Consider the following 22,835-nt stretch of genomic DNA (forward strand, 5'->3'; position numbering starts at 1 on the left):
AAAAAACAAAAAACCCCTATGTCAGAGGTTTTTGTTTCGTTTATGGTCACACATATCAACTGTTCTAAAAATGGTGCGGCATGTTTGATATCATGAAGTATGATTAGTTGGCTGAGTTTGAGTGTAAGTGTCGTTGATATTGTAAGAGGAGATGATCTAGCTGCTGGCTATGTTCGATGGTCACTGTTGATGTCATCCCATTATGCAAGACAACTTTCATCAGCTCTTCTCTTTTTTCTTCGATTTGAGTTAATAATGATGTTTTTACCAAAGTCATGTTCCTTTCATGCAAATCTTGATAAAAAGAATCGATTCTATTATATCCATTTTAAGGTTTATTTTCAAATTTAAAGGATTCATTATCTTGATGTCAAATTAAATTATATAAGGTTTTAAGAGAATAGACCATCTTTATTGAGGTGATGTAAAAAAAATGAAATGATTTTGTCATCTCTTATTGTATATTGTAAGAAGGGGGTGTTCTTTTGACAGATTTGAATTACTTTTTAGCATTTGGAGCAGGATTTCTTTCTTTTATTTCACCGTGCTGTCTGCCGCTTTATCCAGCGTTTTTATCGTATATTACGGGCGTTAGTATAAATGAAGTGAAATCCGAGAAGGTGATGCTGAGAAGAAGAAGTCTGCTTCATACTTTATTCTTTTTAGTTGGGTTCTCTATTATATTTATTGCGATTGGCTTTGGGACATCGTTTGTCGGGAAGTTTTTTAATGATTATCATCAAGCGATTCGTCAAATTGGAGCCATCCTCATTATTTTCTTTGGTTTTATGACTCTTGGCGTATTCAAGCCCTCTTTTCTCATGGGCGAAAAGAGAATCCAGTTCAAAAATCGTCCTGCTGGTTTTTTTGGATCTATTCTCATCGGAATGGGCTTTGCCGCTGGATGGACACCTTGTACAGGACCTATTTTATCCGCTGTTATCACACTGGCGAGTAACAATCCTGAGTCGGCGGTCATGTATATGATTGCGTATGTATTCGGATTTGCCGTCCCGTTTTTTATTCTCTCCTTTTTCATTACGAAAATGGCGTGGATCAGAAAACGCCAGCAGCTCATCATGCGAATTGGCGGAATCATTATGATTGTGGTAGGGATTTTGCTGTTCTTTGATCTTCTCACATGGATTATCATCATGTTCTCATCATTGTTTGGCGGCTTTACAGGCTTTTGAAATCGTTTTCTACAGTCGCGGCGAATGGTTTTTTTTCGTCAATTGGAGTATATTATACATAGGCTGACCTTAAAGAATAAAGGAATGATTTGATATGATGATCTTGATCTCTTCTATAATTGCGGTATGTATGGCGGTGGCCGTCATGTTTATTCGCATTAAGTCATCTGCAAAACCTGCAACTGCGAAAAAAATTATTTTACCTCCTATTTTCATGAGCACTGGCGCATTGATGTTTTTTGTTCCTATGTTTCGGGTAACTGGAGCTGAATTTCTAGAAGCGATCACAGTGGGGATGTTTTTCTCCATATTTTTAATCAAAACATCGAAGTTTGAAATTAGAGGTAATGACATCTACTTAAAACGGTCAAAAGCATTTGTGTTCATTCTCATTGGACTTCTTGTCCTTCGTATCGGGATGAAGACCATCCTAAGCTCTTCTATTGATTATGGTTCATTAAGCGGGATGTTTTGGATTCTTGCCTTTGGCATGATCGTGCCTTGGCGGGTTGCCATGTATTTATCGTTTAGAAAGCTGTCTAAACAATTAGATCCGCAGCAGATTCAAATGAATTAAACCTCCTTTTAATAAAGGAGGTTACATATTGTTGACAAAGGGCTAAAATGATCTTTTATTTTAGCCCTTTGTCTTCTATTCAGCGTTATTGAAAACCTTTGAAGTCTAGGAAGGACGAGCACTGGCGCGGAGCGAATTTAACATTCGTGAGCACCAGCGCGCAGGACTGACAAAGAATGCGAGGGTTTGTCTAAACGCTGAAACCTCCTTTATAAAAGGAGGTTATTTTAATAACGATTCATATGGCGAGTGATCAATGTTTTTTTCTTGAAGGCGCTTCAGTAAAAACTTATGATCCCGCTTTGGTGTGGCCATAATGTAGCCGCGAATGATTAAGTCTAAATTAATGCTGGCAGCCTGTTCTTTTAATGCCAGCTCACCGATTTTACCCGCTATTTTTTCTTTGGCAACATCTCTAAACAGCTCTGGAACAGGTAATACGAGTTCATTTAACAGCTGTTTGTCCTCATCCCGCCATAGGTGAAGGCTCTTTTGAATATATTCATCCTGCCAATCCAGCTCTGATTTCCCATCTTCCTTTGGCAATCGTTTTAAAAACTTGCGAAACATAAAAAAGCCACCGATTGCGAGTAATCCGATCATCACTGTACCCCAAAATAAAATGAACCACAAAAACCAGCCGCTTAACATGTTCTCACTCCTTATACCCCTTATCTCTCTATTTTATATTACATGAAGAGAGGATAGAAGAAAATAACAAAAATGTATGTCTATGATCTCTATAAATGCCCTTTTTCATTGATAGCCGCCCATTTACTAGAATGACCCAAACCAATTAATAGAAAAAGAATACATTATCATATAGCGACTCTACTATTTGGCCATGGTGGTTCGCAAAAGGTATTGACTTGAAACGAACGGGAAGAGAGCCCACCTATATAAAGGTGGGCTCTTAATGTTTGAAGTACGGGATTTGAAAGGAAAATGCACCGTTTGGATGGTCGGAACATTTTTTAATTTTGATCGATATGACTCGGTTTTCATAATCTGTTTCAATGTCTTTGTCGTTTAAATAAAAAGGGAGCATCACGCTTTTTTCAATTGGCTGTTCGCCTTCACCATTTGCATGTTGTACTGTGTAAGTCAACGTCAGCTCATGTCCAGCGAAGGTCAGCTTTACATCAGTGATCGATAAGGTGGAGACATCGATTTCGATAATATAATCACGGCTTGTTTCATAAAGATCAATTGGGAGGTGTTCATCATACCAGGCAAATGGATCATCCATTAAAACATTGAGCCAATCATCTATTTCAATAAAATCAGAGGAATTCGATTGCTTTTCATTCTCCATAAACACTCCTCCATCACATCTCATAATAAATCATATGATGAAAATAGAAATGTGTGAAAGACCTAAAACATCCCGTGTGGTCACGGGATGAGAGGGGGATAATTACATATCATGATGAGAATTGTGCTTTTGTCTTGTATGGTTGCGGTTTTTCACTTTTTTACTGCCTGATAACGGCTCAGGCTGACCGCCTTGATGCTCCTTAGGAGAGTTTTGACGGATGTCTTTCCCTGTGTTTTTATTCGTCATGATGTTTGGCTCCTTCTTATTGATTCTTTTTACGTTTTTTATTGTTTTGCCTTTGTTCTTCTGTTAAAACGAGCTGATCATCTTCCGTATAGCCTGCGCCATTACCCTGGCTTTTGGCTGCGTTCATGCCATTAATGACATGATTCGCTTTGCGTTTTGTCATGTTTTATCACCTCATTTATAGTATGAGCCCGCCCCGCTTCGTTTATGAAGAGTAATCATTTCCTAATGATAAGTTAAACTTATTGAATTTAATAAAAGCATTGTTATTTACTTATGTATGAATTTGTTTTAAGATGAAATTGTGAGAAAATTGTGGTGAAATACGACGATTTTTCTGAGAATTGAAATTGATCTTGATCATCAAAAGGGGGATTTTGGACATGTCGAAACAGCAGCAAGTCGCTAAACAAGACGCTTTTCAATCTAGAAAAACGTTTTCGACAAATGGGAAAACGTATCACTATTATTCGTTAGAAGCACTAGAGAAACAAGGAATCGGAAATGTTTCTAAGCTGCCTTATTCCATTAAGGTACTTTTAGAATCAGTGCTTCGCCAAGTAGACGGTAGAGTGATCAAGAAGGAACACGTTGAAAACTTGGCAAAATGGGGAACTGCCGAGGTAAAAGAAATTGATGTTCCATTTAAACCTTCTAGAGTTATTTTACAAGACTTCACGGGTGTACCAGCAGTCGTTGACCTTGCTTCTTTAAGAAAAGCAATGGCAGATGTAGGCGGGGATCCGGATAAAATCAACCCTGAAATTCCAGTTGACCTTGTGATTGACCACTCAGTACAAGTTGATAAAGCTGGAACTGAAGATGCATTAAACATTAACATGGACTTAGAATTCGAACGTAACGCAGAGCGTTATAACTTCCTTAGCTGGGCAAAGAAAGCGTTTAATAACTACCAAGCTGTTCCGCCTGCAACAGGAATTGTTCACCAAGTGAACTTAGAGTATCTTGCAAGTGTTGTTCATGCGATTGAAGAAGATGGCGAAATCATCACTTACCCAGATACATTAGTTGGAACTGACTCTCATACAACGATGATTAACGGTATCGGTGTACTTGGATGGGGCGTTGGCGGTATCGAAGCGGAAGCTGGTATGCTTGGTCAGCCTTCATACTTCCCAGTACCAGAAGTGATTGGTGCTAAATTAGTTGGAGAGCTTCCAAACGGAACAACTGCAACCGACCTTGCATTAAAAGTCACACAAGTCCTTCGTGAAAAAGGCGTAGTGAACAAGTTCGTTGAGTTCTTCGGACCTGGTGTTGCACAACTGCCGTTAGCAGATCGTGCAACGATTGCGAACATGGCGCCAGAATACGGTGCTACTTGCGGATTCTTCCCAGTAGATGAAGAAGCGCTTGCTTACCTGCGCCTCACTGGACGTGATGAAGAGCAAATTAATATCGTTGAAGAATATTCTCGCGCAAATGGCTTATTCTATACGCCAGATGCAGAAGAGCCAATTTTTACTGATGTTGTGGAAATTGATCTTTCTAAAATTGAGTCAAACTTATCTGGACCAAAACGTCCACAAGATTTGATTCCACTTTCTAAAATGAAAGAAACGTTCCATCAACACATCGAAAGCCCAGCTGGTAACCAAGGGTTTGGCTTAGATAAATCAGAGCTTGATAAACAAATCGAATTTGATCTTGCAAACGGTGAAAAAGCTGTGATGAAGACAGGTGCGATTGCGATTGCAGCGATTACGAGCTGTACGAATACATCGAACCCATACGTGTTAATCGGAGCAGGTCTTGTTGCGAAGAAAGCAAGTGAGCTCGGTATGAAAGTGCCAAACTACGTCAAAACGTCACTAGCACCGGGTTCTAAAGTTGTAACAGGCTACCTTGTGAATTCAGGACTTCTTCCATATTTAAGAGACCTCGGATTTAACATTGTTGGATATGGCTGTACAACATGTATCGGAAACTCTGGACCGCTTGAGAAAGAAATTGAAGATGCAGTCTCTGAAAATGACCTGCTGATCACTTCTGTTTTATCAGGTAACCGTAACTTTGAAGGTCGTATTCATCCGCTTGTGAAAGGTAACTATCTTGCATCTCCACCATTAGTTGTGGCTTATGCACTTGCTGGTACGGTGAATATTGATTTAACAAAAGATCCTATCGGTGTCGATAAAAATGGCGAGAACGTTTATTTCAATGACATTTGGCCATCAATGGATGAAATCAACAGCGTCGTTAAAAGCACTGTCACACCTGAGCTATTCCGTTCAGAGTATGAAACTGTTTTTGACAACAATGAACGATGGAATGAAATTAAAACGACGGATGATGCATTGTACAAATGGGATGAAAATTCCACATACATTGATAACCCGCCATTCTTTGAAAACCTATCAGTTGAACCTGGTAAAGTTGAACCGCTTAAAGGCTTGCGCGTCGTTGCGAAGTTCGGTGACTCTGTCACAACTGACCATATTTCTCCTGCTGGAGCGATTGGTAAGGACACACCGGCGGGCAAATACTTGCAAGAAAGAGGCGTATCGCCTAGAGACTTTAACTCATATGGATCCCGCCGTGGTAACCACCATGTCATGATGAGAGGGACTTTTGCAAACATCCGTATTAAGAACCAAATTGCACCAGGAACAGAAGGCGGTTATACAACTTACTGGCCAACTGGTGAAGTGACATCGATTTATGATGCATGCATGCGTTATAAAGAGGATGGAACAGGTCTTGCGATTTTAGCAGGTAAAGACTACGGAATGGGTTCTTCACGTGACTGGGCAGCAAAAGGAACAAACCTTCTTGGAATTAAATTTGTTCTAGCTGAAAGCTTTGAGCGTATCCACAGAAGTAACCTTGTCTTCATGGGCGTACTTCCTTTGCAGTTTAAAGACGGAGAAAGTGCAGAAACTCATGGTCTAACAGGAACAGAAACATTTGAAGTTCATGTTGACGAAACAGTTCGTCCACGTGATCTCGTCACTGTGAAAGCAATTGACACAGATGGAAACGAGAAAACGTTTGAAGTGGTGGTTCGCTTTGACAGTGAAGTCGAAATTGACTACTATCGTCATGGCGGTATCCTTCAAATGGTACTTCGCGAAAAATTGGCAAGCAACTAATACAGCAAAGAAGAGAAGGCGATCCAACAGCTTTCTCTTCTTTTTTAAAATAGTGGAGGATCAATCATGTGGAAAAAAGGAATGGCAAGCGCTGTTTTACTTGTGTTGATTGGTTTACTTGCGTGGAATTTATTTGGGCCAAAAGAGCCCGCAATCGGTCTTGAAAAAGGCGATCAGGCCCCTGATTTTGAACTGAAAACCCTTGACGGCAAAACCGCCTCGTTATCTGATTACCGAGGGAAAAAGGTGCTCGTCAATTTTTGGGCGACATGGTGTAAGCCGTGCAGGACGGAAATGCCGGATTTAGACGCGATTAGGAGCGAAAATGACCAAGTTGAAGTACTAGCGGTGAATTTAACGACCACTGAAAAGAGTGTGGATCATGTGGCAGCATTCACAAAAGAATTAAAGGTGAGCTTTCCTGTTTTATTGGACCAAAAAGGCATTCAAGCAAGATATCAGGTGCTCTCATACCCAACGACATACATATTAGACGAAAAAGGACGCATCATGTCTGTGAAGCATCAAATGCTGACAAAAAAAGAAATTGAAAAAGAGCTGGATCTATAATGATTCAGCTCTTTTGCTTATTTTCTAAATGTTTTGGCGAAAATGTAATCATACATATATGGAGGTGAGTGGAATGAGAAGAAGAAAACGACGCACATTTGAAGAGCTTGTGCTTGAAAATAAAAAAGAATTATTAAGCAATGAGGAATTTTTAAACCAGCTTGAAGAAAAGTTGGAAGAGCGATTTAGACAGAAATAAGTTATGAATTATCCGTTTTCGTTCATCCTAAAGAAGAGGGAGGGATGATAATGGGTAGAGAGCATGATAAACAAGCGCAGTTTACACCAGACCATTTAGGGACAAAACCTGTAGCATACAAACGGAATAAAGGTAAAAAGATGCATAATAAATCAAATGAACAGCCTGATGTGATACAGACGAAGGGCGAATAAGGAGGGGAATCATCATGAATAACGAGTCATATCAATCCAATCCAGATGATCGTTCTGATAATGTTGAAAAGCTGCAAGATATGATCGAGAACACTCTTGACAATATTGATGAATCTGAAGCAGCGATGTCCGTTTCAACAGAGACAGAAAAGCAAATGATCAAACAAAAAAACGAAAACCGCAAAATGAGTATTGACGCGATGCGTTCTGAGATCAAGGACGAAGAAGCAGCAAGAAAGAATGGCTATACCGAATAAACCAGGGATTCCTGGTTTATTTTATTGCCTCTTTTTAGAAGAACCATTTGGAATGTGGTAAAATGACAGAGACAGACCTTAGGTTTTGATAGGAGAGCGATGAAAACGTGTATATATCCAAAAAAGAAATAGAAGTCCGTTATGCAGAAACAGATCAAATGGGCATCGTGTATCATGCCAATTATTTAATTTGGATGGAAGTTGGCAGAACAGCATTGATAAAAGAATTAGGTTTTTCCTATGCACAGCTAGAAGCAGACGGCGCTCTTGCACCTGTTATAGACTTGCAGGTTCAATATAAAAAACCATTGCTGTATGGTGAAACAGCAACCGTTCATACATGGATTGAAGAATATAATGGGGTCAAAACGGTGTATGGCTATGAAATTCAAAAACCTGATGGACAAACAGCGATTACAGGGACAACCTCACATATTTGTGTCGATAAAGACACCTTTAGACCTATTCAATTTAGAAAAGCCTTTCCTGCCTGGCATAAAGTATATGAACAGTCGAAGAAGAAGCAGGTTTAATTTATGGCTTTTGGTATTAAACGAAGCGATTTAAACGCTTGGAAATCAGCTGTCCAGCAAGGAAAAGTTGCTTTTTTAACACACTACTGGCTTGATGACCGTTTTCCAAACGCCAATACCGTCACAAAAGCAGCCTGTCAGGATATGAAGCGGTTAGTTGAGTGGGGAGAAAGACATGGACTAAAAAAAGAATGGATTCATGACCGCGAAGGGTTTCCTCATTTTGACTTGATCGGTGAGCCGCAAAAAAGAATTCTGCAAAAGGAACGATCTTTAGGAAACATTCAGGAGTATGGGCTGTATATTGAAGTGTAAAACAAAAAAGATACCCGAGGGATGAGGTATCTTTTTTGTTTATTCATAATGAAATTCTGGTTCTTTCACGGACTCGTTATAATCAATATGCAGATCATGGTTGTCAAAGTACCAAATATCACTTTCCTCAATAAAGAAAGTAATGCCTTCTATTTCAGCGGTTGCGCCGGCATTTTGAGGTTCATCTTTTGCGACGCCTAGAGAAAAGCCTTTTTGTACATTACTGCACCCGCCATATCTCACAAAAAAGCGAACTTGATCACCTTTTTCTAAATCTAATTCATCCTTGTACCAATTGAGTGCATCTTTTTTTATCGTTAATTTCAATGTGATCGCCCCTTTTTGAAGTCATGCTGTTTTTAAAATGCAGGATGCAAAAACAGCTTTTCTTTACTTTTACCACATATTTAAATGGATGAAACGGCTAGAGCCATTTGATTTTTGGTTCAGTTTTGTTGAGAATTCGTTTGAGGTTGGCGATGTGTCTGTAGATCACAAAGCCAGCAAGAACGGCAACAACAATGATTAAGAATAGGTCTTTGGTGAATATGCTGTAAATGAATGTATAGATCCCGGTCAGCATGGATGATAGTGAAACATATTTACTAATGTATAAAAATAAGAAAAAAGCAGCGATCATCGTGATAAATAGGAATGGGGCATAAAATAGCAGCACACCGCCTGATGTAGCGACTGCTTTTCCCCCTTTAAATTTTGCAAAGACAGGAAAGCTGTGACCGATAACAGCAGCAACTCCTGCTAATAAGGGATGGATGTCCAGCTGCATGAAAAACGGTAGAGCTGAAGCAAGCGTCCCTTTTAGGATATCAGCAGTAATCACAATAGACCCTGCTTTTACGCCAAGTGTACGAAATGCATTCGTCGCACCTAGGTTTCCGCTGCCATGTTCACGGATATCGATTCCCTTTGCAGCTTTCCCGACAATGAGACCGGATGGAATACTGCCGAGAAGATAAGCCAAAATAAACATCAAAGCAATTAACATCTGCATAACTCCTTTATATTCTCCCTCTTGTCTTACATTTTAACATGATCTTGTGAAAAACATGGGGAACTTTTTTTGAAAAAATCGAAAGCAGATGGATTCAGCTTTGTTTTTAAGCAGAAATTCGCTAAAATAGAGGAAAAGGAGTGTTTGGATGAACAATCCTACGAAAGAAGAAATTGGCCGTATATTAAAGAGCAGTAAACGAATTGCTGTTGTTGGTTTATCAGATCAGCCGCACCGGACGTCTTATATGGTGTCTAAAGCGATGCAGGATGCCGGGTATGAGATCATTCCAGTGAACCCAACGATCGATGAAGCTCTCGGTGTGAAAGCAGTCGCTTCTTTAAAAGACATAAAAGAGCCTGTTGATATCGTCAATGTCTTTAGACGTTCAGAGTTTTTGCCAGAGGTGGCAGAAGAGTTTCTCGAAATAGACGCACCTGTTTTTTGGGCGCAGCAAGGCATATATCACGAAGAAGCGAAAAGGCTGATTGAGGAAAATGGCAAGGTCGCCATCATGGATTTATGTATCAAGGTGGCTCATGCGATGACAAAAACTCATTAAATCGTCAAAAATCCTTGGTTTTTCAAGGATTTTTGCTTTTTTGTTGCAGAAATATATTTGCGATTCTAGAAGAAAGCGATAAAATAAGGCGACAGGGACATATCGGCGGCCTTGCATATCGAGAAAAAGAGCGATAAGATAAATATAGAACGTTTGTTCTGTTTTGCTAAAACCATCATATGATTGCATTTGGCTTATGAAACAGTCTTGTTTATAATGGACTTCTAGTTCTGATTGCAGAATGTAGAATGATTCTCATAGCTGTGCAAAAGAGCATGTATTGGTGAATGACACATGCATGATGATGATGCAGCTTATTAAAGTGGACAGTAATGAGCAGCATGATCATCATTAAAATCTAGAGAGATCATTTGATGATTAGCCGGTTATGTTTGTTAGTGAAAGGGGATTAAGCATTTGGTTAAAAAGCAGCAAGTAGATTATAACGATGATTCTATTCAGGTGCTAGAGGGGCTTGAAGCGGTCCGTAAACGTCCAGGGATGTATATTGGATCTACGGATTCACGCGGTCTTCATCACCTTGTCTATGAGATTGTAGACAACTCTGTCGATGAAGTGCTCGCTGGCCATGGAGATCATATCATTGTCAAAATACATAAAGATAACAGCATTTCCGTTCAAGATAAAGGGCGTGGAATGCCTACTGGTATGCATAAGCTTGGAAAACCGACACCTGAGATCATTTTAACGGTCCTGCACGCAGGCGGAAAATTTGGTCAAGGCGGATATAAAACAAGTGGTGGCCTTCACGGAGTTGGGGCATCTGTTGTGAACGCGCTGTCAGAATGGCTCACTGTCACAATTGAACGTGACGGATTTATTTATCATCAGCGCTTTGAAAACGGCGGTAAACCTGTCACATCACTTGAAAAAGTCGGAAAATCGAAAAAAACGGGAACACTGATTCATTTTAAGCCTGACCCTACCATGTTCAGTGTTACGACCTATAATTTCGATACATTATCAGAGCGTTTAAGAGAATCTGCCTTTTTATTAAAAGGATTAAAAATAGAGCTGATCGATGAACGGCATGATGTACAGGAGACCTTTTATTATGAGACAGGCATTGAAGCCTTTGTTGCTTATTTAAATGAAGAAAAAGATGTTCTAAGTGAAGTCGTCTCGTTTGAAGGAGAGCATCAGTCCATCGAAGTAGATTTTGCTTTTCAATTTAATGATGGCTATTCGGAAAATATCCTTTCATTCGTTAATAACGTCAGAACAAAAGATGGCGGTACACATGAGTCTGGTGCCAAAACGGCCATGACGAGAGCCTTTAACGAATATGCACGTAAAGTGGCCCTTTTAAAGGAAAAAGACAAAAATTTAGAAGGCACTGACATTCGTGAGGGACTGTCTGCTATTATTTCTGTCAGAATTCCTGAAGAGCTGCTTCAATTTGAAGGACAGACAAAAGGAAAGCTTGGGACAAGTGAGGCACGCTCAGCTGTTGATGCTGTTATTTCTGAAAAGCTTGCGTATTTCCTTGAAGAAAACCGGGAAACAGCCACTCTTCTTGTGAAAAAAGCGATTAAAGCGCAGCAGGCAAGAGAGGCTGCTAGAAAAGCCCGTGAAGAAGCAAGGAGCGGCAAGAAACGAAAAAAGTCTGAAGCAACACTGAGCGGAAAATTAACACCTGCTCAATCTAGAAACCCAGCAAGAAACGAACTATATCTAGTAGAGGGTGACTCTGCGGGCGGGTCAGCAAAACAGGGGCGCGACCGTAAATTCCAGGCGGTGCTGCCGCTGCGCGGAAAGGTCATCAATACAGAAAAAGCAAAGCTTGCTGATATTTTCAAAAACGAAGAAATCAACACCATTATTCATGCAATTGGTGGAGGCGTCGGTGTCGACTTTAATGTAGAAGACATCAATTATGACAAAATCGTGATCATGACAGATGCGGATACGGATGGAGCGCATATTCAAGTGCTTCTCTTAACATTCTTCTACCGCTATATGAAGCCGCTGATTGAGCATGGCAAAGTGTTTATTGCACTCCCGCCTTTATATAAAGTCAGCAAAGGCTCAGGGAAAAAAGAGATTATTGAGTACGCATGGTCTGATGAAGAAATGGATGACGTACTGAAGAAAGTTGGAAAAGGGTACACGATTCAGCGCTACAAAGGGTTAGGTGAAATGAATGCCGACCAGCTATGGGAAACGACAATGAATCCAGAATCGAGAACACTTGTCAGGGTCAAAATTGATGATGCTGCACGTGTGGAACGCCGCGTCACAACTCTAATGGGTGACAAAGTAGAACCACGCCGTAAATGGATTGAAAAGAATGTCGCCTTTGGACTTGATGAGGAAAGCAACATTCTTGAAAATGAAAACTTGTCGCTAGCTGAGGAGGTTTAAACATGGCACAACAAGAACGATTTCATGATTTACCATTAGAAGAAGTAATCGGCGACCGCTTTGGCCGCTATAGTAAATATATTATCCAAGACCGTGCGCTTCCAGATGCACGTGATGGACTAAAACCTGTACAACGAAGAATTTTATATGCGATGTATGCAGAAGGAAATACGCAGGATAAAAACTTCCGTAAAGCCGCTAAAACAGTCGGTAACGTGATTGGTAACTATCACCCGCACGGAGACTCATCTGTTTATGAAGCGATGGTAAGAATGAGTCAGGAGTGGAAAGTACGAAATGTACTGATTGAGATGCATGGGAATAACGGGAGTATCGATGGAGATCCGCCTGCTGCCATGCGTTATACGGAAGCAAGGCTGTCTGCTATTGCTTCAGAGCTTTTAAAGGACTTAGACAAGGAAACGGTCGAATTTGTCGCAAACTTTGATGATACAAGTAAAGAGCCCGTTGTATTACCAGCGATGTTCCCAAACCTTCTTGTAAACGGATCAACAGGGATTTCAGCCGGGTATGCCACAGATATCCCTCCGCATCACTTGAGAGAAGTCATTGATGGCGTTATTAAACGAATCGAACAGCCGCATTGTACGGTTGAGGATTTAATGACGGTCATCAAAGGGCCAGATTTCCCAACAGGCGGTATCATTCAAGGTGTAGACGGTATTAAGAAGGCGTATGAAACAGGAAAAGGAAAGATTATGATTCGAGGCAAAGCGGAGATTGAAACCATCCGCGGCGGACGCCAGCAAATCGTGATCACAGAAATTCCTTACGAAGTGAATAAAGCCAATCTTGTCAAAAAGATGGACGAGTTCCGAATTGAAAGAAAAGTAGAAGGCATTTCAGAGGTCCGAGATGAGACAGACCGTACTGGGCTTCGAATCGTAGTAGAGCTGAAAAAAGAAGCAGATGCAAATGGTGTGCTGAATTTCTTATATAAAAACTCAGATCTGCAAATCCCATATAACTTTAATATGGTAGCGATACATAATCGAAGACCGACTTTAATGACGCTCACAACTATACTAGATGCATATATTGCCCATCAAAAAGAAGTGGTGACGAACCGCTCAGCGTACGAGCTTCGAAAAGCGAAGGAACGCCACCATATTGTCGACGGCTTAATTAAGGCACTTTCCATCTTAGATGAAGTCATTGCCACAATCCGCTCCTCTAATGATAAGCGTGATGCAAAGAACAACTTGATGGCGAAATATGACTTTACAGAAGCACAATCAGAAGCGATTGTTTCACTCCAGTTATATCGTTTAACGAATACAGATATTACGCAATTAAGAGACGAAGCAAGAGAGCTAGATGTGCGCATAGCAGAGCTTGAAGACATTTTAGCGAACGAGAAAAAGCTGCTGAAGGTCATTACAAACAGCCTGAAAAAGCTCAAAAAGACATATGCTGATGAGAGAAGATCCGTTATTGAGGAAAAAATCGAAGAAATTAAGATTAACCTTGAAGTGATGATCGCATCAGAGGATGTTTATGTGACAGTCACGAAGGATGGTTACATCAAGCGAACAAGCCAGCGCTCCTATGCTGCCTCTAACGGTAAGGACTTTGGCATGAAGGATACTGACCGTTTGATTCATCAGTTTGAAATGAATACAACGGATGTTCTTCTGCTGTTTACGAATAAAGGAAGCTACATTTATTGTCCTGTTCATCAGCTGCCAGATATACGCTGGAAAGACATGGGGCAGCATATTACGAATATCATTTCGATTGATCGCGAGGAATCAATCCAAAAAGCCATTCCAATAAAAGAATTTGATGAAACATCATATCTTTTATTCTTTACGAAAGGCGGAATGGTGAAGAAAACAGAGCTTCTTCAATATAAAGCGCAGCGTTATTCGAAACCGCTTGTCGCCTTGAACCTAAAAGGTGACGATGAACTCGTCGATGTTCATGTCACAACAGGACAGCAGGAATTGTTTATTGCAACGAAAAATGGTTACGGTTTGTGGTTTGATGAAGAAGAAGTAAGTGTTGTTGGACCGAGAGCGGCCGGCGTCAAAGGAATCAATTTGAAGGAAGGGGACGAGGTAGTCTCTGGCCAGATCATCGATCCGAAAAACGATGTCCTTGTGCTCACGACACAAAGAGGGGCTGTAAAGCGAATGAACCTCTCTGAGTTTGATAAAACATCAAGAGCGAAACGCGGGGTTCTTATGCTGAGAGAATTAAAGAAAAACCCGCACCGTATTGTGGCTGTGATCGCTGCATCTCTGCACGATACACTTGAAATAGATACAGAAAAGGGTACAACGATTCCGCTTGAAATCTCTACTCTAAGAGCAAATGACCGTTATAGCAATGGATCGTTTATTGTAGATGAGGAAGAGCAGGGAGAAGTGACTCATGTCCTTCTGACGCCTGAACGTGTGGCAGATGACAATAAATAAGCAAACGAAAACCCCCTGCCAGTCGCAGGGGGTTTCTTTTATATACGGGTCTTTTAGCTCTCGTGGTTGCCAAACATGCTTGAAATGGCGTGCACTACTTCAATTCCTTGGTAGACGAAAAGAGAAAGTGAAGTGACAGAGAATAGACCTAGAATGAAAATTCTTAAGAAAAATAACATCGTGTAAAACCTCCCAATTTTTGTTTTGATTTAGATGGTTGGGTTAAACACGAGCTAGTCGGAAATAAGAAGATTGGTAGAACACTGCAAGTAAATGCTTCTTTTTCCGGTCAAATCGATCAGTATGAGTGATGCGTGCAAATCCAGCTGTCATACTGCCAATAATCAGCAGTGCTGTAAATGCGGCAAATACTGCGCTCACATGTTTTTGTTTCTTTTCATCGCCCATTGTCTGAACGATTTTCATTTCATGTGATTCTTGATCGGCAACCACCTTTGCATGATGGTATACCTGAACGGAATGAGGCATTGAGAACAAATGAAAACTTGCAAGTGCTATGCATAAAACACCTAATTTTAATAGCATATTTTTTTTCATTTTTCTCACCCCTTCCTGGTTATTTTCATGATCTTACCACGTTTTCAGTTATTTGAAAAGTCTTATCTTTTTACTTTCCCTCTTTAAAAAAGCGATAAACATCAGGACATCTATAGGACTGTTTCACTTCATGAAAGGTTTCAATTTTATTTTTTAAATTTAAAAAAAGTGCCATGATCATGGATCAGACACTTTTAGTGAGCTTGTAATGAATGCGGTTTTGCTACAGCTTTAGTAAAGATTCCTGCAATACATATGGCAAATAGAACAAAGATAAAGGCATGAAGCAGTCCTACTTGATTGGCAAGCAGCCCTAATATAGGAGGGCCGGAAAGGGAAGCTGTGTAACCAGATAAGGTCACAATACTGACGCGTTTGACAGCGTACCTGCTATCATCGCCAGCTGCAGAAATGGTCAGCGGAAAGCCTAAAGATGCGCCAAGTCCCCATAAAAAGATCGATATCATACATATAACAAGTGAAATTTTTAAAATGACTAAGAATAGGCCGGCAGCTGCTGATAAAATCGCAACTCTTAGCAATAACACTCTGCCAAAGCGATCGATCAAACGTCCGCTGATCAGTCTGCCGCTAATCATGCCGCACAAAAACAAAGCATAGATGACTGTACTCATGGAATGTGAAACTTGGTAGCCATCTACCATTGCAAGTGGAATCCAATCATTGGCCGAGCCTTCGACAAACGCAAGACATAAGGCGATCATCGCAAGAGATATCGTTCGTTTGTTCAGCCATGCCGTTTGACTAGACTCAACTGTATCGGGCTGCTTCTCATGCTGATCCTTTCCTGTCCCATGCGGGATAAACCGTGTACAAATCAATATGCTGAGGAACAGCAGAAGGGCAATAGCGAGAAGGTGTATCAATACAGAGATGCCTAGATGGATAAAAAGAATACCAGCACCTGCTCCAATTAAAGTCCCAATACTAAAGGAAGCGTGCAATATAGGCAGAATGGTTTTCTTGATGCTGTATTCAATCTCTGTTCCTTCTAAGTTCATCGCTACATTGCACATGCCAGAGCCTGCGCCAAAAAGAAAAAGACCGGCAGTGACGACAAAGATAGAAGAGAGCGTTGAACCAATGGCAAGAGTAGTGAATCCAAGGAACATCAAAAAAGCACTGATCACAATCGCCACTCGTCCGCCTTTTTTGCGGACGAATACATTTGAAAGAACAAGCCCAACAATTGAACCAACAGATAAACCGAGTAAAATAAGTCCCATTGTTCCTGTGTTTGCTTGTAATAAATCTCTCACTTCCGGAGTCCGTGAAAACCATGTTGAGATGGAGATTCCAGACATCGTAAAGATCACAATAATTGCTTTATACCACTTTAATTCCATCTAATCCCTCGCATTTAAAATATATATGTTATTGAACAAATCTACTCGATTATAAATGAGACTTGCTGATTCGTAAATAACTTGCTGCAGGAACATGATTAATTCTAGTCAAAAGAAATCATTTCTTCCCAATTCTTTTGATGAGAAGGTAAAATAAACATAAAGGGGCGGTAGGATGGAAATCATATCGCATCGGTATAAATAGAAGGGAGGAGAGGAACAACATGAAAAGTGAAAAGGAAAAAATGATCCAAGGAGAACATTATGTATCTAGTGACCAAACACTAATCGCAGATCGTGAAAGAGCCAGACAATTGACATACGCATATCAGCAAACCAATCAGCAAGAAAAAAGAACATCCATTTTAAAGGAATTATTAGGCGCTTGCGGAAATGATGTCGTTTTTGAAGGAAGACTGCAGTGCGATTACGGATACAATATCGAGATTGGTGAGCATTTTTTTGCAAATTTTGATGCAGTATTTTTAGACGTTTGCAAAATTACCATTGGACATCACTGTTTATTAGGTCCGAATGTACATATTTATACGGCTGGACACCCGCTTGATCCGATAGAACGTGCAAAGGGCTTTGAATTCGGCAAACCAGTCACCATTGGAAACCATGTATGGATTGGCGGCGGTGCTATTATTAATCCAGGTGTCACAATTGGTGACAATGCTGTCATTGCATCTGGTGCCGTTGTGACAAAAAGTGTCCCAGCAAACGTGGTGGTTGGCGGAAATCCTGCAAAAATCATTAAATATCTTGATGAATCAAAATCTGGCGAATAAACGGCAGATTTTGATTTTTTCTATTTTGTCTCAATAAGATAAGTATACTCAATTATGAGACGAGAGAAATTCGTTTAATGTATAACTTCCTAGAATATATATTATGTAAACTAGGAAATGAGAATACATATTAGCGTCATTCCATTATTTGAATCTTGTACAAGAAGGTAAATGTGGATCCATTCGGAAGGTAAATGTGGATCCATTGTTGTGCACTCCCTCTTTTCCATCTCCAACTACCCTTTTGTACTATGTAATAACAAAAATCAAAAACCTCTATGTCTATGTCCAATATATTAAATCAGTCATAAAAGTTTTTGAATTTAATTATTGCCTAAATGAGTTACCTATCAGGACGTGAACAAGGCTCCATTCAGTTGAAATGTAATATTTAAAATCCTCTAAGTCCTTATTTAAATGGTCGTAAAGGTTCTCAGGAGGATCTTTAACTTTCCCTACGGTTTATTTAATTTGTTTCATTCATTCCATTTATTATGATTATTATGACGTTTTAATATTTCCCTATATACTGTTAGCCAGTGATACTTGTTACCATGATTCCTACAAAAATTAAGAGCAAAACACAAATTTATTAAATGTCCTGTTCACTAACTGGTTGTTCTGACTCTAAGAAAAATTCTACAAAATCACGTCCAAACTTGGAGATCTCAAATTTGTCTTTTGACTTAAATTTTGGCTCTTTTAATTTTGGTAATGAACGTTTAAACTTCGGATTTGTCAACTTGTCTAAAAAGGAGTGTAGTTCTTTAAATGCATTTGAAATTTCCTCAAGATCATCCGTGATTTCCAAGTCGGTTCTTGTTGTTAACACTCCTATCCTAAGTAGATTTCTACGAACTGCTTTATATTGCTCATAGCTTATACCATGTCTGTCCATAATTTCCTGAAATGTTTCTTTTGATTCTTGATCAAATGCAAAACGAGAAACATACATAAGTCTAAGAACAGATATATCCACAATTCTAAGTTCTTTTAATACGTCGTAATAGGTTAGGATAAAATCATTCGAAACATGGTGATGTTCAGTAATATTCACGAATCCATTTACCATATATCGAATTTTTTCTTCCTGTTGTTCGTCTATAACGTAATCCAGCACATATTGAAATAACTGATCAATCTGTTCTTTTTGTTCAAATGTTTTTAATTCTAGATTTAAACGGATTTCCTCTATTTTAGATTGCAATTCTTCTGTGAATGTTTTGATGTTTCTTTCAAAACGGGCACGTTTATAACTTTGAACTGCACCTGAGATCCCAGGAATGAGTGAACTTGCTGCATCAACAAGAATATCACCTGTCATGCTTGTTATAGATTCCTTTGCAATATCAGCAGCTGTGTCACTACTAACATTTAAAAAAGTATCAAGAGCTAACTCACGCCCTGTTTGTTGGATATCTTTCCTTCTACTGTCATTCAAAAATAACCTCTCCTTTTGACTTAGATAGAACACCGTTTATTTAATTTGTCTCATTCATTCCATTATTAATCCAATCATTAAAATCCTCAATAATCACACTTCCATGATATATATCACCTAAATTTTGGTCGTTCTTGAGTTCCCACCAATTTTCAGCATTCTCAATATTCTTCATTTGTTCTTCTATATAATTTGAATAAAAGATTTTGGACATAACTATTGGCCCTACAAGAAGTTTATTACCTAAATCAGATAATTTAGATGCGTGTGTCACAGCCTCTCCGATCCATACTAAATTATTTATCCCCGAAGACTTTCTTCCTGCTTTTACAGCTAAAGTTTCTTTTGCAGCTAATCCTATTCCAGCCTTAATATTAGGTAGATTTCTTTCTTCTAATAATTTATTTAACATTTTCATATAAGTATTAATGTAAAAAGACCTGTGAGCAATATCGAGAATATCTTGCCTATAGGGTACTGAATAAATTGCATAAACGCAGTCACCTCTTATTCCTATTTCAATCAAGTTGTCATCAGTGTCTTTTTTTAGAATTTCTATAATTTCAGAGGTGAAACCGCGTATAACTTTAGCAACTTCCACCTCATCTTGTGAAAATAATTTTGTAGAGTCTCGCAAATCTACAAAGATTGCTCCAGCCCATGCCTTATATCCATTGGTATAGGTGAAATCATCATCATTCTGAGGAAATTTATCAACTTCTTTTACGGCATCTGTATTATCTAAAATTTCCTCTACTTTCTTTTTTCTCGTTAAGTAGTCATATCCTTTAATCTTCATTGATTAAAAACCTCCTGAATAACTTAAAAGAACTCCAATTAAATAAACTGCAACAGTACTGGCGATACCTATAAAAGTGAATTTAATTCCTCTACTAAAGTATTTATATTTCAGTGTGCAGATTTGTGCATTTACATATATTTGGCTCAGAATATCCTCTACCTCTTCATCTTCATTTTGCGACTGCACTCTTTGTTTAAATTCATTAAAACTGTTTGCTGAAATTGTTTCAAAGTAATACAGAGATTCCTGATGTAGGCCTTCCCCATCCAATACTTTTTTATTTTGAGGAACAAGAACTTTAACTAATGATAGAGCTCCGTAAATAAATAGTGACCAGGAGCATATAAAAAAGGTGAGATATAACACATTAGAGAAATTAATACTAAATATTGATTCTGTTAATATTCTTTTAATCATTACTAAAGATTGCTCAGATAAAAATAAAGTCAAAAATATGCCAACCATTGCTAAAACAATAGATGCTTTTGTATCACAACTCTTTATCCAATCAAGTTGTCTATCTAGTCTTTGAATCAAATTATCTTTAATACCATTTTCTAGCATCCTTAATCACTTCTTCCAGTATATTATGTAGACTATTATTATACCTTATTCCTTTGTTCTATGGATATTTTTTCAAATATAGAGGATCAAAATGATCAAAAATTAATAAAAAGAGGACTTTTGACAATTTGCCAGTAGCAATATGTCTAAGTCCTCTTTTTTATTAAATTTTTAATTGAATTTGTGTCAAATTCAACACTTATTCTCCAGTCTCAGCAAACTGTTTCAATCGATCTCCAATTTCATCTCTTACCCTTTGGAAAAATGCCCACTTCTCTTCTTCTGTTCCTTCTGCTTTTGCTGGATCATCAAAGCCCCAATGGACACGTTGGACATGAGGAGGAGTCATCGGGCATTTATCAGCTGCGTCACCGCATAGTGTTACGACTAAGTCAGCGTGATGCAATATCTTCTGATCAATCAGGTCAGACGTTTGATTAGAAATATCAATCCCTATTTCTTTCATTGCTTTTACAGCATTCGGATTTAATCCATGAGCTTCAATACCAGCACTATAGACCTTCCACTCATCTCCAAGATGTTTTTTAGCCCAACCTTCAGCCATTTGACTGCGACAAGAATTACCGGTACATAAAAAGTATATTGTTTTCTTTGACATGTTAATCGTCTCCTTTAATGCATAATCATTAGCCAGAAATACAAAGCTAAAAGTGTGATGAATAGTGTTGGTACAGTTAAAATGACCCCTATTTTGAAATATGTCCCCCAGGAAATCTTCACACCTTTTTGAGAAAGGACGTGGAGCCATAGTAGTGTTGCTAAGGAGCCAATGGGCGTAATTTTTGGTCCTAAATCAGAACCAATGACATTTGCGTATATTAACGCTTCTCTCATCATTCCTTGTGTATCGGTGCCGGAAATGGCTAATGCATCGATCATGACCGTCGGCATATTATTCATGACAGATGAAAGAATCGCTGCGATAAATCCCATACCAAGAGTCCCTGCCAATAAACCTTGATCTGCTACAGCTTGAATCACGCTTGAAAGAGCATCAGTAAGCCCTGCATTTCGCATGCCATAGACAACAACGTACATACCAATGGAAAAGAATACGATCGCCCAGGGAGCTTCTTTTAGAACGCTTTTTGTTTGAACAGCAGGGCTTTTTTGTGCAATGACCAAGAATAAAATGGCAATCACTCCAGCTATGACCGATACAGGTATAGATAAAAATTCGCTTGCAAAATAACCAATCAACAAAAAAGCTAATATATACCAAGATAATCTAAACATCTTTGGATCTTTTATTGCTTCCCTAGGTTGCTTTAACTCAGTCATATCATAGCGTTTGGGTATAATCTTTCTAAAGAAAAGGTACAGCACAGTGATACTCGCTAGCAATGAAAAGAGGTTTGGAACAACCATTCTGGATGCATATTCAATAAACGTAATGTTGAAATAGTCGGCTGTTACAATGTTCACCAAATTACTTACGACAAGTGGAAGCGATGTTGTATCTGCAATAAACCCACTCGCGATGATAAAAGGGAATACAATTTTTTCATTGAAGTGTAATGCTCTGACCATGGCTAAAACAATTGGTGTCAAAATAAGTGCTGCACCATCGTTTGCAAATAAAGCAGCGACGATTGCACCAAGGATGGTCACATACACAAACATACGTAGCCCACTGCCTTTTGCAGCCTTTGCCATATGCAATGCTGCCCATTCAAAAAAACCGATTCGATCAAGTATGAGTGAAATGACGATTATTGCGACAAAAGCCAATGTCGCATTCCAAACGATGCCTGTCACGGTGATCACATCGTCAACATTCACAACACCTACGATTAATGCTAAAATGGCCCCCCCACATGCGGACCACCCTATGGATAAATTTTTTGGCTGCCAGATAACCAATACCAAAGTGAACAAAAATATGAGTAATGATAAAACGGCAAAACTCAAACCCATCCCTCCTTACGAACAAGAAATGTTTGTTGCGTTCTGTTGTATTCTTTTTAAAAGGTCATCTTCTTTATTAATTTGATTTAAGATGATACGAATCGTCTCAAATTCTGGACACAGTGTATTGATTGAATAATAACGCCACTGCCCTTTTCTGTTCTCATTGACAAATCCAGCTTTTTTTAATTTTCGTAGATGCTGACTAATAGCTGGTTGACTCATTTCGAACATATCTACCAGTTCACACACACAATATTCTTTCTCCAAAAACAATTTCATCATGATCAGTCTTGTTTGATCACTGAGTGTTTTTAAACAATTCGACATATGTGTCACACCAATTGAAACATCTGCAGTCACAATGATTACCCCCTCTATTCAAATATTGGTGTCGGTCCCTGTTATCAACTCCTTCAACAGTATATAACTGAAAACTTATATAATCAATTGATTATATGAATT

The 22,835-nt window shown here is 39.0% G+C and carries 29 protein-coding genes; 13 read left to right on the top strand and 16 right to left on the bottom strand.

What is annotated here, in order from left to right:
* Positions 1-103: 103 nt before the first annotated feature.
* Positions 104-271, bottom strand: coding sequence for an aspartyl-phosphate phosphatase Spo0E family protein (locus tag NSQ25_RS08740; RefSeq protein ID WP_008343814.1), 168 nt, complete (start codon positions 269-271; stop codon positions 104-106).
* A gap of 214 nt (positions 272-485) precedes the next feature.
* On the opposite strand from NSQ25_RS08740, the gene NSQ25_RS08745 reads away from it, so the two are divergent.
* A complete protein-coding gene (locus tag NSQ25_RS08745; protein ID WP_056766594.1) occupies positions 486-1,193 on the top strand; it encodes a cytochrome c biogenesis protein CcdA in 708 nt (235 codons plus the stop codon).
* A gap of 94 nt (positions 1,194-1,287) precedes the next feature.
* Positions 1,288-1,770 carry a CcdC protein domain-containing protein gene (locus tag NSQ25_RS08750; protein WP_024425136.1) on the top strand — a complete coding sequence of 161 codons (483 nt, stop codon included), beginning with the start codon at positions 1,288-1,290 and terminating at the stop codon, positions 1,768-1,770.
* A 222-nt stretch (positions 1,771-1,992) separates the two neighbouring features.
* Here the strand turns inward: NSQ25_RS08750 and NSQ25_RS08755 are convergent, their stop codons facing one another.
* From NSQ25_RS08755 to sspO, 4 genes are all read right to left on the bottom strand, one after another.
* Entirely contained in the window at positions 1,993-2,421 is a 429-nt protein-coding gene (locus tag NSQ25_RS08755; RefSeq protein ID WP_024427086.1) for a DUF2621 domain-containing protein, read from the bottom strand.
* Between the two features lie 262 nt (positions 2,422-2,683).
* On the bottom strand, positions 2,684-3,085 hold the full coding sequence (locus tag NSQ25_RS08760) for an Hsp20/alpha crystallin family protein (RefSeq protein WP_326136377.1): 402 nt from the start codon (positions 3,083-3,085) through the stop codon (positions 2,684-2,686).
* Between the two features lie 102 nt (positions 3,086-3,187).
* Positions 3,188-3,334: a small acid-soluble spore protein P gene (locus NSQ25_RS08765; protein ID WP_003211331.1), complete on the bottom strand. Its 147-nt coding sequence runs from the start codon at positions 3,332-3,334 to the stop codon at positions 3,188-3,190.
* A gap of 16 nt (positions 3,335-3,350) precedes the next feature.
* Positions 3,351-3,497: a small acid-soluble spore protein O gene (gene sspO, locus NSQ25_RS08770; RefSeq protein WP_034283440.1), complete on the bottom strand. Its 147-nt coding sequence runs from the start codon at positions 3,495-3,497 to the stop codon at positions 3,351-3,353.
* Between the two features lie 220 nt (positions 3,498-3,717).
* Here sspO and acnA point away from each other — a divergent pair, with 220 nt between their 5' ends.
* The 7 genes from acnA to NSQ25_RS08805 all read left to right on the top strand — a co-directional run bounded on the left by acnA (position 3,718) and on the right by NSQ25_RS08805 (position 8,515).
* On the top strand, positions 3,718-6,447 hold the full coding sequence (acnA, locus tag NSQ25_RS08775; RefSeq protein WP_034283443.1) for an aconitate hydratase AcnA: 2,730 nt from the start codon (positions 3,718-3,720) through the stop codon (positions 6,445-6,447).
* Between the two features lie 66 nt (positions 6,448-6,513).
* Complete coding sequence (locus NSQ25_RS08780) at positions 6,514-7,017, top strand: TlpA disulfide reductase family protein (protein ID WP_024425141.1); 504 nt, start codon at positions 6,514-6,516, stop codon at positions 7,015-7,017.
* 73 nt (positions 7,018-7,090) lie between these two features.
* Entirely contained in the window at positions 7,091-7,216 is a 126-nt protein-coding gene (locus NSQ25_RS08785; RefSeq protein WP_003211002.1) for an FbpB family small basic protein, read from the top strand.
* Between the two features lie 50 nt (positions 7,217-7,266).
* Positions 7,267-7,410 (top strand): acid-soluble spore protein N, encoded by a 144-nt coding sequence (locus tag NSQ25_RS08790; protein WP_008357830.1) that lies wholly within the window; start codon positions 7,267-7,269, stop codon positions 7,408-7,410.
* Between the two features lie 14 nt (positions 7,411-7,424).
* Entirely contained in the window at positions 7,425-7,667 is a 243-nt protein-coding gene (gene tlp / locus NSQ25_RS08795; RefSeq protein ID WP_024427090.1) for a small acid-soluble spore protein Tlp, read from the top strand.
* Between the two features lie 107 nt (positions 7,668-7,774).
* On the top strand, positions 7,775-8,200 hold the full coding sequence (locus tag NSQ25_RS08800) for a thioesterase family protein (protein ID WP_041117527.1): 426 nt from the start codon (positions 7,775-7,777) through the stop codon (positions 8,198-8,200).
* A gap of 3 nt (positions 8,201-8,203) precedes the next feature.
* Positions 8,204-8,515, top strand: a complete 312-nt coding sequence (locus NSQ25_RS08805; protein ID WP_041117529.1) for a hypothetical protein — start codon at positions 8,204-8,206, stop codon at positions 8,513-8,515.
* 39 nt (positions 8,516-8,554) lie between these two features.
* Here NSQ25_RS08805 and NSQ25_RS08810 read toward each other — a convergent pair whose 3' ends face one another.
* Complete coding sequence (locus NSQ25_RS08810) at positions 8,555-8,842, bottom strand: HesB/YadR/YfhF family protein (protein WP_041117530.1); 288 nt, start codon at positions 8,840-8,842, stop codon at positions 8,555-8,557.
* Positions 8,843-8,939: 97 nt separating this feature from the next.
* Positions 8,940-9,521, bottom strand: coding sequence for a glycerol-3-phosphate 1-O-acyltransferase PlsY (gene plsY, locus NSQ25_RS08815; RefSeq protein WP_024425146.1), 582 nt, complete (start codon positions 9,519-9,521; stop codon positions 8,940-8,942).
* A gap of 154 nt (positions 9,522-9,675) precedes the next feature.
* On the opposite strand from plsY, the gene NSQ25_RS08820 reads away from it, so the two are divergent.
* The 3 genes from NSQ25_RS08820 (at position 9,676) to parC (ending at position 14,915) form a co-directional block, all read left to right on the top strand.
* Entirely contained in the window at positions 9,676-10,089 is a 414-nt protein-coding gene (locus tag NSQ25_RS08820) for a CoA-binding protein (protein WP_034283453.1), read from the top strand.
* Between the two features lie 417 nt (positions 10,090-10,506).
* Positions 10,507-12,474 carry a DNA topoisomerase IV subunit B gene (gene parE / locus NSQ25_RS08825; RefSeq protein ID WP_039178939.1) on the top strand — a complete coding sequence of 656 codons (1,968 nt, stop codon included), beginning with the start codon at positions 10,507-10,509 and terminating at the stop codon, positions 12,472-12,474.
* Positions 12,475-12,476: 2 nt separating this feature from the next.
* Positions 12,477-14,915, top strand: coding sequence for a DNA topoisomerase IV subunit A (gene parC, locus NSQ25_RS08830; protein WP_326136376.1), 2,439 nt, complete (start codon positions 12,477-12,479; stop codon positions 14,913-14,915).
* Positions 14,916-14,968: 53 nt separating this feature from the next.
* Here parC and NSQ25_RS08835 read toward each other — a convergent pair whose 3' ends face one another.
* The 3 genes from NSQ25_RS08835 to NSQ25_RS08845 form a co-directional block, all read right to left on the bottom strand.
* Positions 14,969-15,094, bottom strand: a complete 126-nt coding sequence (locus tag NSQ25_RS08835) for a hypothetical protein (RefSeq protein ID WP_255222231.1) — start codon at positions 15,092-15,094, stop codon at positions 14,969-14,971.
* Positions 15,095-15,137: 43 nt separating this feature from the next.
* Positions 15,138-15,473 carry a hypothetical protein gene (locus NSQ25_RS08840; protein ID WP_034283456.1) on the bottom strand — a complete coding sequence of 112 codons (336 nt, stop codon included), beginning with the start codon at positions 15,471-15,473 and terminating at the stop codon, positions 15,138-15,140.
* A gap of 194 nt (positions 15,474-15,667) precedes the next feature.
* Entirely contained in the window at positions 15,668-16,840 is a 1,173-nt protein-coding gene (locus NSQ25_RS08845) for an MFS transporter (RefSeq protein WP_326136375.1), read from the bottom strand.
* 224 nt (positions 16,841-17,064) lie between these two features.
* Between NSQ25_RS08845 and NSQ25_RS08850 the strand changes: the two genes are divergently transcribed.
* Positions 17,065-17,634 (top strand): sugar O-acetyltransferase, encoded by a 570-nt coding sequence (locus NSQ25_RS08850; protein WP_326136374.1) that lies wholly within the window; start codon positions 17,065-17,067, stop codon positions 17,632-17,634.
* 592 nt (positions 17,635-18,226) lie between these two features.
* Here the strand turns inward: NSQ25_RS08850 and NSQ25_RS08855 are convergent.
* The 6 genes from NSQ25_RS08855 to NSQ25_RS08880 form a co-directional block, all read right to left on the bottom strand.
* Positions 18,227-19,075, bottom strand: coding sequence for a hypothetical protein (locus NSQ25_RS08855; RefSeq protein ID WP_326136373.1), 849 nt, complete (start codon positions 19,073-19,075; stop codon positions 18,227-18,229).
* A gap of 40 nt (positions 19,076-19,115) precedes the next feature.
* The gene (locus NSQ25_RS08860) at positions 19,116-19,874 is read right to left on the bottom strand and encodes an adenylate/guanylate cyclase domain-containing protein (RefSeq protein WP_065214411.1); all 759 of its coding nucleotides are present in this window, start codon (positions 19,872-19,874) and stop codon (positions 19,116-19,118) included.
* A 3-nt stretch (positions 19,875-19,877) separates the two neighbouring features.
* Positions 19,878-20,441, bottom strand: coding sequence for a Pycsar system effector family protein (locus tag NSQ25_RS08865; protein WP_061109922.1), 564 nt, complete (start codon positions 20,439-20,441; stop codon positions 19,878-19,880).
* Between the two features lie 199 nt (positions 20,442-20,640).
* Entirely contained in the window at positions 20,641-21,060 is a 420-nt protein-coding gene (arsC, locus tag NSQ25_RS08870) for an arsenate reductase (thioredoxin) (protein WP_061109923.1), read from the bottom strand.
* A 14-nt stretch (positions 21,061-21,074) separates the two neighbouring features.
* Positions 21,075-22,373, bottom strand: coding sequence for an arsenical efflux pump membrane protein ArsB (locus NSQ25_RS08875; protein WP_065214412.1), 1,299 nt, complete (start codon positions 22,371-22,373; stop codon positions 21,075-21,077).
* A gap of 12 nt (positions 22,374-22,385) precedes the next feature.
* Positions 22,386-22,700, bottom strand: coding sequence for a metalloregulator ArsR/SmtB family transcription factor (locus NSQ25_RS08880; RefSeq protein ID WP_075623723.1), 315 nt, complete (start codon positions 22,698-22,700; stop codon positions 22,386-22,388).
* Positions 22,701-22,835: the final 135 nt, after the last annotated feature.

This window comes from Bacillus sp. FSL R5-0512, from assembly GCF_038593295.1.
Classification (GTDB): domain Bacteria; phylum Bacillota; class Bacilli; order Bacillales; family Bacillaceae; genus Bacillus; species Bacillus safensis.